The organism is Sediminihaliea albiluteola (genome assembly GCF_014077625.1).
Lineage (GTDB): Bacteria > Pseudomonadota > Gammaproteobacteria > Pseudomonadales > Halieaceae > Sediminihaliea > Sediminihaliea albiluteola.
In genome coordinates this window covers 1-14,852 of sequence record NZ_JACFXU010000015.1, presented here as the reverse complement: position 1 = coordinate 14,852, position 14,852 = coordinate 1, and the positions used below count along the sequence as shown (strand labels likewise).

Sequence of the window (14,852 nt, the reverse complement as noted above, 5' to 3'; positions counted from 1 at the left end):
TAGGAGTATCCCATGTCTGAATTCATAGCCACGCTTGCATCCCAGTACCACTGGCAGGCCGCACTGATAGTACTGGCTGGAGTCATCATACTCACTAAGCTAATTAACTACCTCGCCTTCCTTAACCCTTCTCTACAACGCATGCGAGAAATCAATAAAGAACAAGACCGCAAAAAAATAGCTCAAGAAAAATACCCTCCGGTGATGAAAGCGAGCCGCAATATTGGCCTGATCACTAACCTAGCGTTCTTTATTCTGATCCTGCCCTTTTGTGTGACCCTTGAGCTCGACAAATGGTGGATGGTCATCGTCAATAGCTTCATTATCTTAATGGTTTATGACTTCTTCTATTACCTGTGTCATCGTTTTTGGTTTCATGGCAATGGTTGGATGCGCAGGATTCATGCGGTTCACCATCAAGCTAGAAAGCCCACTTATATTGATGCTTTTTACGTCCATCCGGTGGAAACCTTTGTTGGTATTGCCTTGTTTCTCGGCTCCCTTGCAATACTGGCCGCATTCCTCGGTCCATTTCATGTCAGCACCGCGATTATCACTTACGTATTGTTTACCCAACTGAACACTCTCAACCACACCTTTGTGGACCTGCCCTTCCCCTTTAAGACCGTGAGCTGGATTACAGCTAAGCATCACATCCACCACGAGAACATGCACAAAGGAAACTACGCTACGATCACCTTGCTCTATGACAAATTGTTCGGAACGCTGGACTAAGCCCAGCGGATAAAGAGGCAAACAAGCAATAAGAGGACAACACCATGAGCGACAAAACTCGGCGCGAAAAAGGCCTTGAAAAAATCCGCGATGTCTACGCCGGAGACGTCGAAGTACCCCCTGAAGGCTATGCCTTCACTGATGTGATGCTGGAGCAGCTATTTGCAGAGTTATGGACACGCGAAACCCTGTCTATGCGCGACAAACGTATCCTGCTGATTGGTATTATCGCCGAGAAAGGCGAACCCGCCACCTTCAAAATCCAACTCAAAGCCTCCTTAAAGCGCGGCGAAATGAACGCCGAAGAGGCCCGTGAGCTGCTGCTATTTATCGCTCAATATGCAGGCTACCCACGCGCAGCTAGTTTGCTTGGCCCACTCGAGGAAGCTATCGCCGAAGCAGCGAAAGAAGCTTAATCAGCCAGGTGCCGCTCCCCGCGGCACCCTGCCCCTGCCCCTGCCCCTGCCCCATCATTACAGATTCAATAGCGCCCATACAGCACAGGCCAGCTCCAGCCATAGCAGCTTTCATTGTTAAAAAAGGCTATGCTAAACGCTTATCTATAGGAGCCTGATATGATTCGATCGTTTCTGATTGCTGCACTCACTGTTTTCCTAGGAGCCTGTGCGCAATATGAAAACCAGCGTGGCGTAGAGGTCACATGGGACCCTAGCGTCCTAAAGAATATGACTCCAGGTAAAACAACCCGCAGCGAAGTACTCAAGCAGCTAGGCCCTCCCTCTCAGCTGATCGCACTGAATGACGAAACAGTGCTTTACTACCTTTACGAACGCTCCAAAGGTAATGGGCTATTACTTATTGTGTACAACCGCTTCCAAGTGGACACTCGCTATGACCGCGCAGTATTTATCTTTGATGAAAATGACCGCTTGAGCGAGTTTTCCAGCAAAGTTCATGAAACACTTTAAAACAAGTACGCGCTATCTTTGCTTGCTTCTATGTCTAGCTCTGAGTGGCTGCACACAATGGCAGTATGAGCTCGGCAGTCCACTACCAGTGAACTCCCACAGCTCACTAAGCAAAGGGGACTCACTCAGCGATGTGCTGTTACAACTCGGCCCACCCTTGCGCATTTCGAGTTCCGCCCAAGGCTACGTTTTGGCTTGGGAGTTCTGGCGCGTCAATGAAGACAGCCTCGGCATTAGTCTTGGAGCCCTAGGTGCTGATGTGTTCTCAATAGACTGGGGGAAAGCCAAGGTCTCCGGTGAGTTCTTAATGCTCGCCTTTGATCATGAGCACCGCCTAGCAAGTGCTACCTATTCTCTCTGGGATAACCGCAGCGGCGGTGGCTCAGCGCTGCAACCCCTGCTAGGAATTGCGGACGTAGTCGAGGTAGGCGACTTGGTGCAAGCTCTGCCACAGCATGAATGGGGAGAGACCCTTTTAGGCCCCTTACCCCACAGCCTGAATAGCTCCTCCCGCCCCGACATGGGCTCAAGCGGCATTCAGCAACGAGGCACTCCTAGCGGCGTGGGACAGCAAAGCTTAGAAATGCATTAGGTCCTATTTGGATATGCAGCACAGCCACAGATAAACTGTAGCTGTGCCAAGTAGAGCTTAGGCTTGCCGACTGGCTCGCGTTGCTGGGTTTCGCACCAAGCGCCCCGGCAAGGCATCTGTGGCTTCACCCTTGCGGTAGGTCACTTCACCACTGACCATTGTCAGATCATAACCATCCGCTTTTTGCGCCAAGCGCCGCCCACCCGCAGGTAGATCATAGGTCACCGAGGGCGCTTTTAGCTGCAGGCGCTCATAATCAATGACGTTAAGGTCGGCCTTCATGCCCGGTGCAATTAAACCCCGATCTTCCAAACCAATTGCCAAAGCATTGCGCCGAGTCAGTGCATTGATCGCCCAGGGCAGTGGCAGCTTAGGTCCTCTTTCACGATCGCGAGTCCAATAAGCCAGTAAACTAGTCGGGTAGCTGCTATCGCAAATCATTCCGTAGTGCGCACCACCATCCCCCAGACCAATTAGAGTGTCCGGGTGCTCAAGCAACTCCCTGACCGGTTCCAGGGAGTCACCTAGAAAGTTGGCTGCGGGTAGAAATAGAGTACTTCGCCCTTCGTCTTCTAGTAACAAATCGTATACTAATTCTTTGGCACTTATACCCAAGCGCTTTGCTTGCTCACCCACGCGATGGGAGGGCTCAGGCTCGTTGTTAGGCGGGTTGCCCAAGGGATACAAAGTTTCTATCTGGCTAGCAAAGTAGAGGAAAATTTCATTACTGTGCTCTGGCTCCTCAGCTAACAACTTAGCCCGCATAGCTGGGTCACGCATGGCCGCAACCCGCTCTGCCAAGGGCAAATGCTCTGTCGCCAAATAACTGGGGTTAAAACGGAAGGGGTGAAACGATAGGTCTAAACCTAATAAAACACCCACTGGGCGTGGAAAAACCTGTCCGCGAATCGGCAGCCCATCTGCCGAGGCCTCCTCCATCTTCTCTAAAAACTGTAAGTGAGAATCCGGCATAAAGGTGTTGTTTAGCAATGTATAGGACAGTGGACGACCACCAGAAGTCTCAACCAACTTGCGCATAAAAGCTACTTCAGCAACCGGGTCACCACCAGCGGTAGAAGCGGGAATCATCTGAAACACCCCTGCCCCTGCTTCGCGCAAACCTCTTGCCAAGGCCAGTAACTCTTCATCCTCTGTCTCAACGGTTGGGGCTAGGTCGCCCGCTTTGGTGCGATGGCTCATACTGCGTGAGGTCGTCACCCCAATCGCGCCGACACGAATCGCCTCAGCCACCATGGCAGTCATCTTATCCATCTCTTCGGCGGTCGGCGGCTCGCGATCAGCGCCGCGCTGGCCCATAACATTGACTCTTACAGGAGCGTGCGCCAACTGAGCTGCAAAATCCATATCGGCCCGTCGCTCTTCTAGCGCATCCATATACTCTGGGAAAGTTTCCCAGTTCCAGGGCAGGCCTTCTGTCATCACAATTTCGGGAATATCCTCTACTCCCTCCATGACGCGCACAAGCATATCTCGATGCTCAGGCTTACAAGGTGCAAAGCCCACACCGCAGTTACCCATAAGAACGGTTGTCACCCCATGGTAAGACGAAGGGGATAAACGGTTCTCCCAAGTAACCTGACCATCATAATGAGTATGAATATCAACAAAACCTGGCGTGACAATGCGCCCACTGGCATCAATTTCCTCTTCACCACGGCCACTGACCTTGCCCACCTGAACAACCTTAGCGCCAGTAATAGCGACATCCGCTAGGAAGGGCTCACCGCCGCTACCATCAAAAACCAGCCCATTACGAATCACGTAATCAAAACTTGATGCTGCCATTACTTTGCTCCTACCACGATAAAACTCGTCATATTTATAGATTATTTTTTAGCTTGAATTTTTTGACCCTTACTCTGGCGACTCTGGCCACAGCCGAAAGCGGTCTGTCACTAGTGATTGTAGCGTAGTTCCAGATACAGCAATCACTTTAGCTTATTTTGCGGCAGGTAGCAGACGCGTTGTATCGCCAAAACGCTTAGTTGGCAGACGCTGCAATGTGATTCAAGCTAGTGTCATTCGGTGGATTCAGTATGCAGCGCGTGCCATCGCTATGATAAATGTAAGCTACACAGGCATTACAGTTGGTGCAGCCTGACTCAGTGAGCTCAGCGCTTTTAAACTTATTCACCAAGCCCGGATCGTGTATCAAGGGCCTGGCCATCACAACACAGTCAAAGCCAGCGTCTAATGCCTGCTGCGTCCCCTCAATCGAGCGCAAACCGCCTAGGTAAGCCATTGGCACCCTGCTGGCAGCGCGAACTTTGCTCGAGTACTCCCAGAAATACATTGGCTTGAAAGTCACCTTGGGGGCGCTTTTTGCTGCAATACTCAGCATTGCAGTGCTTAACCACTGTCCCTTAAGCACCTTCTTAATTTCCTCCAAGTTCATATTGCTGCCGAAGGTAAACCAAGTGGACTCAACATTACGCCCACCGGATAGGACCAGTAAGTCGGCACCAGCGGCTTCAAGTGCCTGGGCAGTAATACAGCCATCTTCCGCAGTAGCGCCGCCGCGCACTCCGTCAGCCACATTAATTTTGGCAATCACCGCAAGGTCTTTACCCACTGCCTGCTTAACCGCAGCCAGCACGCGAGCCGGAAATCTCACCCGGTTTTCAGCGCTACCACCGTATTGATCTTTGCGCTTATTCGATAATGGTGAGATGAACTGGTTTAGCAGGTAACCGTGTCCCATATGCAGCTCTACGGCATCAAATCCTGCCTCGCGGCACAGCTCCGCGCCAGCGACAAACTCATCGACCACTCGCTGCATATCCTCTTCATTCATTGCTCGCTGCAGGATGTTGCCCTTGAGTAAACCCGCTGCGTTGATACCAGATGAGGCACTGATTGTACGGCCTTTAACTCGCAGGCCAGTGACGAAGGATCCACCGTGGGTAATTTGTGCTGAAATTGCCGCACCAGCAGCATGGACTGAGTCTGTGAGGGCTTGCAGATCAGGCAGCACTTCCCGCCGCAACCAAATCTGATCTTCCAGAGTACGACCGACTTCGGTCACAGCTAAGTAAGCTACGGTCGTGAGCCCAACTCCGCCCAGGGCAAGATCTGTATGGTGTTTAACCATCGCTTTAGTGGGCCGGCCATTCTTAGACATATTCTCGTTAGCACCGGACTTTATAAAGCGATTATGCAGCTCTAGTGGGCCAATTTGGATTGGATCGAAAGGGCTGGTTTTAGCTTTAGTCATACCTGATTCCGCTGTGTGGACAAAAGGACCGCTACTTATTAGATGGTCGGCAATGTCTGAAAGGTCTCACATAAAATGATACTCCACAGCACCCAGCCACTGAAGTCGATGCTTTATTAAGCATTTACAGCGGCCAGGGCAAGGATTTAAACCGGGTACTTAAAAAGCAGCGGCTTGTTTTGCCTATATTGCGCCAGCCCTTCAAAGTGCTAACAACACATTAGAGAGGATTCATCATGTCAAAGCGTGCCAGTGACGAGCGCGAGATACTCAACACCCTCAACGAATTCCCGCGGGTCGTTGATCGCAATCAATGGGATCGAGTGGGCGAAGTATTTGCTGAGGATGTCCGCTTTAACTATGGCGATGGCCAAGAGCAGCAAGGGCTTGATGCCCTGCTGCAACAGTTCCGCAGTTTTCACGATCGCTGCTCTGCCATGCAACATCTGATTGGCAGTGTGCAACTCGAGCTCGATGGCAACCGCGCCGTGACGCGGGCCTACGTACAGGCTCGCCATCAGGGCAAAGGAGCCTACGAACAGAGCTTTTACGACACCCATGGTGAGTACAGCGATCAATGGGCTCGCCGACCAGAAGGCTGGCGTATTGTACGCCGTGATGCTCACTGGGTTTTGTCAATGGGCGAGCCAAAGGTGCTCTTCGATAGTGAATGAGTAATTTATGCTGCGCTCAAGTAGCACTCCCTACTACATCCCCTGTAATGAACTTTAGTCGCTCAGCGCTTTGCTGCCGATCGTGGCGCAACAAACCTATTTCGCTATAGTTGCGCAAGGCCTGCGCCTGCTCTAACAAGCCATCAAGCACTGCTAATCTAAGTGTTAACACTTCCTCAGTTTCTGAGTCACGCAGTATATCGAGCAGCCGCAGGGCATGAACCAACTCGCCGGCCAGCTGACGCTCTTTGGCTTTTTGCAGCAAGCTGCCCACACCTCCAGCTGCCGCCACGACATCCCCATATACGCTTGCCACTGGCACGGGATATAAGTCAGCGACATGCTGATAGTGATACCAGCCTGAGACGGTCTCCCAAATTGCCCGCACACTCCAGGACACTTTACCGTGGCCCTGACTGATAGCGAAGTCTTTAGGAAGACTAATCTCATCCATTAATTGCCATAGCGACTTTCCCGCATTCATTCCCTCGACAACTTCATCCCAAACATACTGCACTGCATCACGCATTTTCAGGACGCTGTTTTGTATCTCTTGCGGATCATTCAAGGAACAAAAATGGGAGCAAACCATCATTTCAGGCTGCAAAGATAAAATGAAATCTAGGGAGTCAATATAGTCCAGTGCATCTCGGTATTTCTCGCCGCGCACGGTATACAAGTTGGGAAACATTGGGTAAATCGGCCCGAACATATCGCCGACAAATAGAATCTTATGCTGTGGCAGCCAAACTAAAAGCCCATCTTCACCCTCCCCAGTGTTATTCATGGCGATAATTTCGAAATCAACAGCACCTAAAGAAAAGCTATAAGGCTTTCCAACATAGACCTCATGCTCAGGTTCTAATTGCCAATAGCTACGCTCTTCCTTGGGCGACTCATCGACCAGATCTCCGTATAAGATCTTATAACGCCGATTAAAGAATGGGCTTAGCTCGCGTTGAATCTGCGACATATAGGCATAGCGCTGATGAGTGACAATCGGCAGGCCCTGCGATAACTCCTCTTCCCATACCGGCAGGGCAGCCACATGGTCGCTATGAAAGTGGCTCAGAATAATTTTACGTATTGGCCCACTAGCCAACTCCTGAGCCAGCCTTTTCTGTTCTGCACCCTGTTTTTCGTCCGAGCCAACATCGATCAAGACAGAGCCTTCGGAGGTATTGATTAAAAATATAGAGCCCTGGCCGTCGATTCTATATATAAAGTCATTTAAGGCTGTGACTGAATGGCTCAAACGAGTCAGGTCATCGACACGCTCATCAACATCAGCACCTGCATAGCTTAAAGCGGAAGCACTACAAATTAGTAAGGCAAGGTATCTTAGCCATTGCGCTAAGCTGCTCTTATCAGTGCTGCATTTCATAAACATAATCATCTCCAAAAACATTCAACCATCTAGAATAAGCCTAGAGCCATAAAGCACGACTAGTACCACTAGCTTGCAATGACTATCGATAGCAACACAGTAAGCCAAGTGAGCGCAGCACTCACCAAGGCTACAAAGACCATCGCCGACCCCAGATCTTTAGCGCGGCCTGAGAGCTCGTGGTATTCATCCCCCACGCGGTCCACAAGCGCCTCAATGGCGCTATTAGCTAGCTCTACTATTAGCACGAGTAATAGTGATGCCACTAGAAAAAGAAATTCGCTAAGATCTCTAGCTAGAAAGATGGCTAGAGGAACTCCAATAGCTGTTAAGATGAGCTCTTGCCTAAACGCTGCCTCGTATTTCCAGGCCGCCTTAAACCCTAGCCAAGAGTAGCGAGTAGCTGAAATTAACCGAGCAATGCCTTGTTCACCAGGTTTCATTAGCAAGTCCCTTCCAGTTGTGAGCTCTGTATCATCGCTTTATTCTGCCTGCTTTGCTCCAGTTAAGCTTTACTAAGCATCCCTTGGCTTATCGCAAAGCAAAGCATTGGTAGGGCAAAGCATAAAGCCCTCTATCTTAAGATTTTCTTAAGACTAGCACTGTATCGTCGTCCAACCGATAGTAAGCCTCACTTTAATTATGGGAAGGTAAATTGAGCATAAACGCACAACAAACACTCATCAGAGCTTACCAACCTATACTCATGTTCACTGCGTGTATCCTCATTACACTCAGCATATCCCGAATCCTGTTGATTGCCGTTCACTGGCAACGAGTAGAGGCTGTTGACGGTTTACTCTTTGTATTGCTACAAGGGCTACGATTCGACCTCATCCTGACTTGCGCTTTAATACTGCCCCCAGCCCTATTATCACCATTTTTATGCCACAAGCATTCTTGGTTCAAAATCCTACAATGCTATTTAGTGACTGCTTTCTTACTCACTATTTTTATGGAGGCCGCCACTCCAACCTTTATTTCAGAGTACGACTTACGACCGAATATCTTATTTGTTGACTACCTAAAATACCCTAAAGAAGTCACATCCATGCTACTGGCTGGCTATAAGCTAGACCTTTTGCTAGGACTATCGGCGGTACTGCTGATCTCGTGGCTATTCGCTAAAGTACTCAGAGCAAGTAGTGGCACAAGCCTCAGGCCAAACCTTGTACCATCTGTAGTATGCAGCCTAATCGTTGTCATACTTTGTAGCCTGGGCATACGCTCCAGCTTTGGCCACAGGCCCGCTAACCCCGCCAAAATTGCCTTCTCTAAAGACCTTTTAGTCAATGACTTAAGCCTAAACTCCCTCTACAGCGTGCTCTATGCTCTGTATAGCTCGAGCCGCCATGAAAAGAGTGTGCAAGCCTATGGCCGAATGGAAATGGACAAGGTCCTTGAAGAAATAAGAGATGACATGGCTCTGCCTAAAGAGCAGTTTATCTCAGATGAAATACCGACCCTGCATAGAGCAAAGTGGGTTGAGCCCCTAGCAAAGCCCATGAATCTAGTCATCATCCTGCAAGAAAGCTTGGGCGCAGAGTTCGTTGGAGCGCTGGGCGGCACTCCTGTGACACCTGAACTTGACAAGCTGTCCAGTGAAGGCATCTGGTTCGATAATCTTTACGCCACCGGAACTCGTTCGGCGCGAGGGATAGAGGCCGTTGTCACCGGCTTTACTCCGACTCCCGCTCGCAGTGTGGTCAAGCTGCCAAAATCCCAATCCGACTTTTTTAGCATCGCCGAATTGCTCAAGCGGCGAGGCTACGACACTAGCTTTATTTACGGCGGTGAAGCCCACTTCGACAATATGAGGCAGTTTTTTGCCGCGAATGGCTTTGACAACATTATAGAAGAACAGGATTTTCTGAATCCGCAATTTAGCGGCTCCTGGGGCGTTTCAGATGGCGACCTCTTCCAACGCGCTCACCAAGAGTTCAGCAAATCGGCCGATAAGCCCTTTTTCACCATGGTGTTTACCTCATCCAACCACTCACCTTTTGAGTTTCCAGAAAACAAAATTGAGCTCTATGAGCAGCCGCGAGATACCGTCAATAACGCGGTTAAGTACGCCGATTACGCCATGGGGGAGTTTTTCCGTAAAGCCAAGCAGTCAAATTATTGGGACAACACCCTGTTTCTTGTAGTTGCAGACCACAATTCCCGCGTCAGAGGTGCCAACCTTGTACCTATTGAATACTTCCACATTCCAGCACTCATTCTAGGCGGCTCCGTTGAACCACAGATCTACACACGCCTAGCCAGCCAAATAGACCTGCTGCCGACTCTCCTTGGGCTAATGGGCATTCCAGACCAGCGTCCCAGCACTGGGCATGACCTCTTCAGGCCAGATATAGACCAGATTCCCGGCCGCGCGATCATGCAATACAACAGCACTCAGGCCTATATGCGTGGTGATGACGTAGTGATTATGGAGCTGGATAAAAAGCCCTCTTTGTACAAGCGCACAGCTTCTGGCCTAGCACCCTCCGATCAAGCCAAACCCGACTTAATCGATCGCGCACTGGCCTATTCAGTGTGGAGTGCAAGCGCCTACCAACAGCGGCTTTATCGCCTACCCAAAAAAGAACAAGCACCGTTTTCGGAAGCACCAACACCACAGGGTTGATCTATTGACTGATTCGCCAAAGAGTCAGCGCTTGAATGTGGTCAAGCTATAGGTCCCCTCTATGTCATTACATAAAGGGGCTGAGAAGCTGATCACTTAGCCATTAAGACACTTGCGATGTTTAATTCGCCAACCCTGAGCTGTTTTTTCTACCTCATCAATATACCTAGCGAACATGGTCAGCGACATGGATTGGGTGTCTAGTATTTGAAGATAACTACAAATCTGAACAGTATCACTGACTCGAACCCAGGAGTTGCTAACAATGTGCCTAACATGGGGGTGCGACTGTCTGGTTTGAGACAGCATAGCGATCACCTCATCAATTCCTGATGCTGAATAGGCAGGGCTATCAACAGTAAATGTACAATCTTCAGCCCAGATATTGCGCATATCCTCCATATCTCCATAATCAAGAGTATGACTGTATTTAGGGATTAATGCGTACAACTCAAACCAATCTTCATGTGCTAATTGCATGTGACTATTCCTAATTACTCAGCGAACACTTGCTTATTGAACAGGCCACTCAGGACATACTCCGAGAGCCAATGTCTAAGCTCATTCTTATCACGCATTGGATATTGATCGAGCATCAAATAGGTATGTATTAGACGATAGGCCCATACACCGACATTTATCTCAGTCAAGCCCGACTTGAGGCTGCCATTGGATTTTGCCCGCTCAAATTGCTCAGCAAAAGCCAGCACTATGGGCTGAACCCCTTCCAGACTGAGACTAATCGGCATTCCGCTATCAACTGAATCTAACTGGCGAATTAATGCGTGATGGGGATCTTTAGGAACCTCATCAACGCAATATAGGATGACTTCAAGCAGCCAGTTCTCGAGGTCATCAAGGTGGGAAAAGCGCAAACCAACACCTTGCCAAAAGTGTCGCATAGCCCTGAGCACAACCTCTTCAAATAAAGCATTCTTATCCCGAAAATAGCGGTAAACCGTTTGCCTAGATACCCCAGCTTCAGCTGCTACATCTTGCAGGTTAGTTTTATCAATGCCATAGCGAGCAAAACAGCGCTCTACAGCATCAAGTAACTCTTCCTGTTTTTTTTTAATCATATCTTGTTGAACCTATCTCAATGCCTTTAGCCTTAAACGGCACCGTGGTGTTATTCAGATGAATCCACTATCGTATTAAATAACTGCTCATAGTAAACCGACTTGGCTGCATTAATCGAGTAGCGCACGCGCCCTACTTACTCTAGTTGGGCCATAGCAGCCATGTATGATGAATTAATAGCCAAGAGCAACTCAGTTGTTTTGTCATCATTGCGCAGCCAAGCTGCTACTTAAAATGATCGCCAACTAAGAGCTGAGGATTTAGTATTTTCAAGGCAAGCATATTAGACTGAGCATTGCTCTTATCTTCCCAATGACTACAGGCCCTCTGTTGAGCATAGGGGCTGTCTTACAGCCTTCAACTTGACCGACTATTACTTCTTAATAAGACAGGAAGCACAATGAACAATAAAGCAGCCTCCAAAAGACCAGTTCTCAACAAAGACTACATGGGCATCAAGCCTGGTATACCACTACAAGTCAGTGCTACGACTATCGAAGCACTCAGTGCTGATGTTCAGCGGCTCATGGATATCGAAGCGATCAAACAGCTTAAATATGCTTATTTCCGCTGCGTTGACACCGCCAACATAGAAGAACTTGCGACGCTCTATCATGATGATATTGCCGTGCATTTTTTAGGTGGAAGTTACGAATGGAAAATCAAGGGAAAACAAGAACTTCTAGACAAGCAACGCGACGCATTTCACAAACAGGCTGTGGGTCAACATAACGGGCATCACCCTGAAATTCAGCTATTGAGTGATAGCGAAGCAACTGGCCTATGGTATCTAGCCGATAATATGTGGAGCCTGAACATGAAGGCCTTCACAACCGGCACAGCTATCTATTGGGACACTTACAAAAAAGTTAATGGCAAATGGCTAATCATAGAAAGCAAATATGAACGGCTTTATGAAATCAACGAAATTCTGGATGAAAATCCGAAACTGGCTAGCCACTATCTAGCAGACCATGGTGTCGACTTGAGTAGGTGAGCAACCATAAGCTGGGTATAAGTTTTCATGGATTTGGCGAAGCCTGTTCAGATAGATTTCAGCTACAGCCCATTACATAAATAGAAAAACGTACTGAGTTGTAGTATGGGATCACCAAGGAAAGCACAACAACACTAACTAAAAAGCAGCAATGTGTCTTGCTATGAACTGCCTAGCATCTAAAGAAGCTGTTACATACTAAGGGGGTATTCTGATGGCTATCCAACTTGAGGTCATTAACTTCATTGTTCCTCGCGATGTGATTGAGAAGAAATATCCTGGTGGCTGGAAGCGCTGCCTTTCAGACCACAGAGGACAAATTGGAAGCAGGATCTGGTATGACGACCATCTGTTTAGAACAGGTGCCATGAATTCAATGGATATAGAAATGATACTTGAAGAATGGGAGCACAAAGGCTTCAACACGCATGAAGTGAAGTCAGGCGAGCCGGTTCGTTGGCTAGATATCTGCATCGTGCAAGAGATGTTTGGCGGCCCCACCCTGCCTTGCGATTGGATAGAAGTAGAGGGCTCTGTGGCTTTTCACAAGTCATATCCTCGAGGTGAAGTGGTTTGCAGTGAGAGCGTCTAAGTCATAGTAAGTGACCGCTGTTCACAGCTCTTAACACTTACTTTTAGCCTACTAGTAAAGCTAGCTATAATAAAAAGCACCTTGCGAGCTATGACAAAAACTATAAAAATTAATAAGTCTCAGCCCCTAATTTTCTAATGAATCTCTTACGAGCTTTTCTCCTATTATTGTCTTTAAAGGAATGAATTAATGAATCCGATTGTTGCAAATAATAAGCCGGTAAAAGTTGAGGTTACAGCGGGTGAAGAGTATTACTTTTGTGCCTGTGGACGTTCCGCTAATCAACCATTTTGTGACGGTTCACACGCAGGCACAGACTTTAAACCAAAACCTTTTACCGCTGAAGAATCAGGTGATGCATTTTTGTGTCAGTGTAAGCATTCGGCCAATTTACCCTTTTGTGATGGTACACATAAGCAATTTGATGACAGTGCAATAGGCAAAGAAGGCCCCGGAGTTCAGCAGCACGCTGACAAGATCCCCACTGCTAGCGCCACAACAGAAGAGCCCACTGTTGAGTTCATTCATCAGCTTGCGCGGGAGGGTTTATCAAAAATGGGCCACCATGGCCCGATGACCTCCATGGGTGTACCTCGTCATTTGCTGCCACATTGGGATGACATTCAGGTTATGACCGCGCAAATGGCAACAAAGCCCTTACTCGAAGATGTTGCCGTCAACAGCGAGCTCGTGATAGGCAAAAGAGCTAAAAAACCATTGAAACTGAATATTCCTCTATTCGTTTCCGACATGAGCTTTGGCGCACTGTCGGAAGAAGCGAAATTAGCCATGTCTATAGGAGCCGAGATGGCGGGCACTGGCATTTGCTCTGGCGAAGGCGGAATGCTGCCAGAGGAGCAGGCTGCCAACTCACGTTATTTTTATGAATTGGCCAGTGCTCAATTTGGCTACGATGAAGATAAATCCCGGATTCAACTCGTAAGTGCAACTCAATAAGTCGGAATGGAGGGCGAGCTGCGGTAGCATCTCGGCTCATCGTTCCGGCAAGAATGAGAAGCACAGATGAGACACTACGCACAGCTAACCCAAGAGCAACGATATCAAATTTACGCCCTGATGAAAGCAGGCCATAGCCAGACAGAGATCGCCAGCATCGTCGGCGTTCACAAGTCCACCGTGAGTCGGGAGATGCGGCGCAATCGCGGCCTGAAGGGCTATCGGCCCAAACAGGCTCAACAGTTAGCTCTACAGCGCCGTCAGTGCAAGGTACAGCCTCGTATTGCCCCAGGCCATTGGAGCCGGGTTGAGGAGCTGCTGTGCGAGGATTGGAGCCCTGAGCAGGTCAGTCTCTGGTTGGCACAGGAAGAGCAGATATCCATCAGCCACGAGTGGATCTACCAGTACATTCTGGAGGACAAGCGCCGGGGCGGTCAGCTACACCTCCGTCTGCGCTGCCAGAAGCCGCGGAGAAAGCGCTACGGTAGTTATGATCGCCGCGGTCAAATTCCCAATCGAGTCTCTATCGAGAAGCGACCTAGCATTGTGAGCGAACGAGCCCGCCTGGGTGATTGGGAGCTCGACACTATCATAGGCAAACATCACAAGCAGGCGATCGTTTCACTGACTGAGCGAAAATCACGGCTGGCACTTATTTCCAAGGTTTCCAGCAAAGAGGCCGAGGGTGTCAAGGACGCGGTAATTGAGCTGCTCGGGCCGCTGTCAGCTCACGTCCATACCATTACCTCGGACAATGGCAAAGAGTTCGCCTGCCATCAGATCATAGCCGAAGCGCTCGCCGCAGACTTCTACTTTGCTCATCCCTACGCTTCGTGGGAGCGCGGACTGAACGAAAACACCAACGGCTTAATCCGCCAATACTTCCCAAAGGGCAGCGACTTCACTGACATTACTGAACAGGATATTGAGCACGTCATGGAAAAACTAAACAATCGTCCGAGGAAGTGCCTTGGCATGAAAACACCGAATCAGGTATTTTTCGGCATTAACCCGCCCGTTGCACTAGCCAGTTGAATCCGGG

The 14,852-nt window shown here is 49.0% G+C and carries 16 protein-coding genes; 10 read left to right on the top strand and 6 right to left on the bottom strand.

Annotated elements, in window-relative coordinates; translation table 11 throughout:
* Positions 1-12 precede the first annotated feature (12 nt).
* From H2508_RS11245 to H2508_RS11230, 4 genes are all read left to right on the top strand, one after another.
* Positions 13-735: a sterol desaturase family protein gene (locus H2508_RS11245; protein WP_182173519.1), complete on the top strand. Its 723-nt coding sequence runs from the start codon at positions 13-15 to the stop codon at positions 733-735.
* 44 nt (positions 736-779) lie between these two features.
* Positions 780-1,151, top strand: coding sequence for a carboxymuconolactone decarboxylase family protein (locus H2508_RS11240; protein ID WP_182173516.1), 372 nt, complete (start codon positions 780-782; stop codon positions 1,149-1,151).
* A 159-nt stretch (positions 1,152-1,310) separates the two neighbouring features.
* The gene (locus H2508_RS11235; protein ID WP_182173513.1) at positions 1,311-1,664 is read left to right on the top strand and encodes an outer membrane protein assembly factor BamE; all 354 of its coding nucleotides are present in this window, start codon (positions 1,311-1,313) and stop codon (positions 1,662-1,664) included.
* Between the two features lie 88 nt (positions 1,665-1,752).
* On the top strand, positions 1,753-2,256 hold the full coding sequence (locus tag H2508_RS11230) for a hypothetical protein (protein WP_182173510.1): 504 nt from the start codon (positions 1,753-1,755) through the stop codon (positions 2,254-2,256).
* Between the two features lie 57 nt (positions 2,257-2,313).
* Here H2508_RS11230 and H2508_RS11225 read toward each other — a convergent pair whose 3' ends face one another.
* Together H2508_RS11225 and H2508_RS11220 are read right to left on the bottom strand one after the other, a co-directional pair.
* Positions 2,314-4,062, bottom strand: a complete 1,749-nt coding sequence (locus H2508_RS11225; protein WP_182173507.1) for an N-acyl-D-amino-acid deacylase family protein — start codon at positions 4,060-4,062, stop codon at positions 2,314-2,316.
* 196 nt (positions 4,063-4,258) lie between these two features.
* Positions 4,259-5,491, bottom strand: coding sequence for an NADH:flavin oxidoreductase (locus H2508_RS11220; protein WP_182173504.1), 1,233 nt, complete (start codon positions 5,489-5,491; stop codon positions 4,259-4,261).
* Positions 5,492-5,727: 236 nt separating this feature from the next.
* On the opposite strand from H2508_RS11220, the gene H2508_RS11215 reads away from it, so the two are divergent.
* On the top strand, positions 5,728-6,165 hold the full coding sequence (locus H2508_RS11215; RefSeq protein ID WP_182173501.1) for a nuclear transport factor 2 family protein: 438 nt from the start codon (positions 5,728-5,730) through the stop codon (positions 6,163-6,165).
* A gap of 16 nt (positions 6,166-6,181) precedes the next feature.
* Here H2508_RS11215 and H2508_RS11210 read toward each other — a convergent pair whose 3' ends face one another.
* Both H2508_RS11210 and H2508_RS11205 read right to left on the bottom strand, forming a co-directional pair.
* Positions 6,182-7,549 carry an MBL fold metallo-hydrolase gene (locus H2508_RS11210; RefSeq protein WP_182173498.1) on the bottom strand — a complete coding sequence of 456 codons (1,368 nt, stop codon included), beginning with the start codon at positions 7,547-7,549 and terminating at the stop codon, positions 6,182-6,184.
* A 71-nt stretch (positions 7,550-7,620) separates the two neighbouring features.
* Entirely contained in the window at positions 7,621-7,995 is a 375-nt protein-coding gene (locus H2508_RS11205; protein WP_182173495.1) for a diacylglycerol kinase, read from the bottom strand.
* A 485-nt stretch (positions 7,996-8,480) separates the two neighbouring features.
* Here H2508_RS11205 and H2508_RS11200 point away from each other — a divergent pair, with 485 nt between their 5' ends.
* Positions 8,481-10,184 (top strand): LTA synthase family protein, encoded by a 1,704-nt coding sequence (locus tag H2508_RS11200; RefSeq protein WP_220463755.1) that lies wholly within the window; start codon positions 8,481-8,483, stop codon positions 10,182-10,184.
* A gap of 96 nt (positions 10,185-10,280) precedes the next feature.
* Here the strand turns inward: H2508_RS11200 and H2508_RS11195 are convergent, their stop codons facing one another.
* Positions 10,281-10,664 (bottom strand): nuclear transport factor 2 family protein, encoded by a 384-nt coding sequence (locus H2508_RS11195; protein ID WP_182173492.1) that lies wholly within the window; start codon positions 10,662-10,664, stop codon positions 10,281-10,283.
* A gap of 14 nt (positions 10,665-10,678) precedes the next feature.
* Positions 10,679-11,263: a TetR/AcrR family transcriptional regulator gene (locus tag H2508_RS11190; protein WP_182173490.1), complete on the bottom strand. Its 585-nt coding sequence runs from the start codon at positions 11,261-11,263 to the stop codon at positions 10,679-10,681.
* A 401-nt stretch (positions 11,264-11,664) separates the two neighbouring features.
* Between H2508_RS11190 and H2508_RS11185 the strand changes: the two genes are divergently transcribed.
* The 4 genes from H2508_RS11185 to H2508_RS11170 all read left to right on the top strand — a co-directional run bounded on the left by H2508_RS11185 (position 11,665) and on the right by H2508_RS11170 (position 14,845).
* Entirely contained in the window at positions 11,665-12,261 is a 597-nt protein-coding gene (locus tag H2508_RS11185; protein ID WP_182173485.1) for a nuclear transport factor 2 family protein, read from the top strand.
* 214 nt (positions 12,262-12,475) lie between these two features.
* Positions 12,476-12,853, top strand: a complete 378-nt coding sequence (locus H2508_RS11180) for a hypothetical protein (protein WP_182173482.1) — start codon at positions 12,476-12,478, stop codon at positions 12,851-12,853.
* Between the two features lie 189 nt (positions 12,854-13,042).
* Entirely contained in the window at positions 13,043-13,810 is a 768-nt protein-coding gene (locus H2508_RS11175) for a CDGSH iron-sulfur domain-containing protein (protein WP_220463754.1), read from the top strand.
* A gap of 66 nt (positions 13,811-13,876) precedes the next feature.
* On the top strand, positions 13,877-14,845 hold the full coding sequence (locus H2508_RS11170; RefSeq protein WP_182168589.1) for an IS30 family transposase: 969 nt from the start codon (positions 13,877-13,879) through the stop codon (positions 14,843-14,845).
* Positions 14,846-14,852 lie beyond the last annotated feature (7 nt).

Bases quoted from the DNA above. Each gene is read 5' to 3' on its own strand.
- H2508_RS11220 (WP_182173504.1), bottom strand. From the start codon at position 5,491: ATGACTAAAGCTAAAACCAGCCCTTTCGATCCAATCCAAATTGGCCCA.
- H2508_RS11225 (WP_182173507.1), bottom strand. From the start codon at position 4,062: ATGGCAGCATCAAGTTTTGATTACGTGATTCGTAATGGGCTGGTTTTT.
- H2508_RS11185 (WP_182173485.1), top strand. From the start codon at position 11,665: ATGAACAATAAAGCAGCCTCCAAAAGACCAGTTCTCAACAAAGACTAC.
- H2508_RS11190 (WP_182173490.1), bottom strand. From the start codon at position 11,263: ATGATTAAAAAAAAACAGGAAGAGTTACTTGATGCTGTAGAGCGCTGT.
- H2508_RS11205 (WP_182173495.1), bottom strand. From the start codon at position 7,995: ATGAAACCTGGTGAACAAGGCATTGCTCGGTTAATTTCAGCTACTCGC.
- H2508_RS11245 (WP_182173519.1), top strand. From the start codon at position 13: ATGTCTGAATTCATAGCCACGCTTGCATCCCAGTACCACTGGCAGGCC.
- H2508_RS11240 (WP_182173516.1), top strand. From the start codon at position 780: ATGAGCGACAAAACTCGGCGCGAAAAAGGCCTTGAAAAAATCCGCGAT.
- H2508_RS11175 (WP_220463754.1), top strand. From the start codon at position 13,043: ATGAATCCGATTGTTGCAAATAATAAGCCGGTAAAAGTTGAGGTTACA.
- H2508_RS11170 (WP_182168589.1), top strand. From the start codon at position 13,877: ATGAGACACTACGCACAGCTAACCCAAGAGCAACGATATCAAATTTAC.
- H2508_RS11210 (WP_182173498.1), bottom strand. From the start codon at position 7,549: ATGAAATGCAGCACTGATAAGAGCAGCTTAGCGCAATGGCTAAGATAC.
- H2508_RS11215 (WP_182173501.1), top strand. From the start codon at position 5,728: ATGTCAAAGCGTGCCAGTGACGAGCGCGAGATACTCAACACCCTCAAC.
- H2508_RS11235 (WP_182173513.1), top strand. From the start codon at position 1,311: ATGATTCGATCGTTTCTGATTGCTGCACTCACTGTTTTCCTAGGAGCC.
- H2508_RS11180 (WP_182173482.1), top strand. From the start codon at position 12,476: ATGGCTATCCAACTTGAGGTCATTAACTTCATTGTTCCTCGCGATGTG.
- H2508_RS11195 (WP_182173492.1), bottom strand. From the start codon at position 10,664: ATGCAATTAGCACATGAAGATTGGTTTGAGTTGTACGCATTAATCCCT.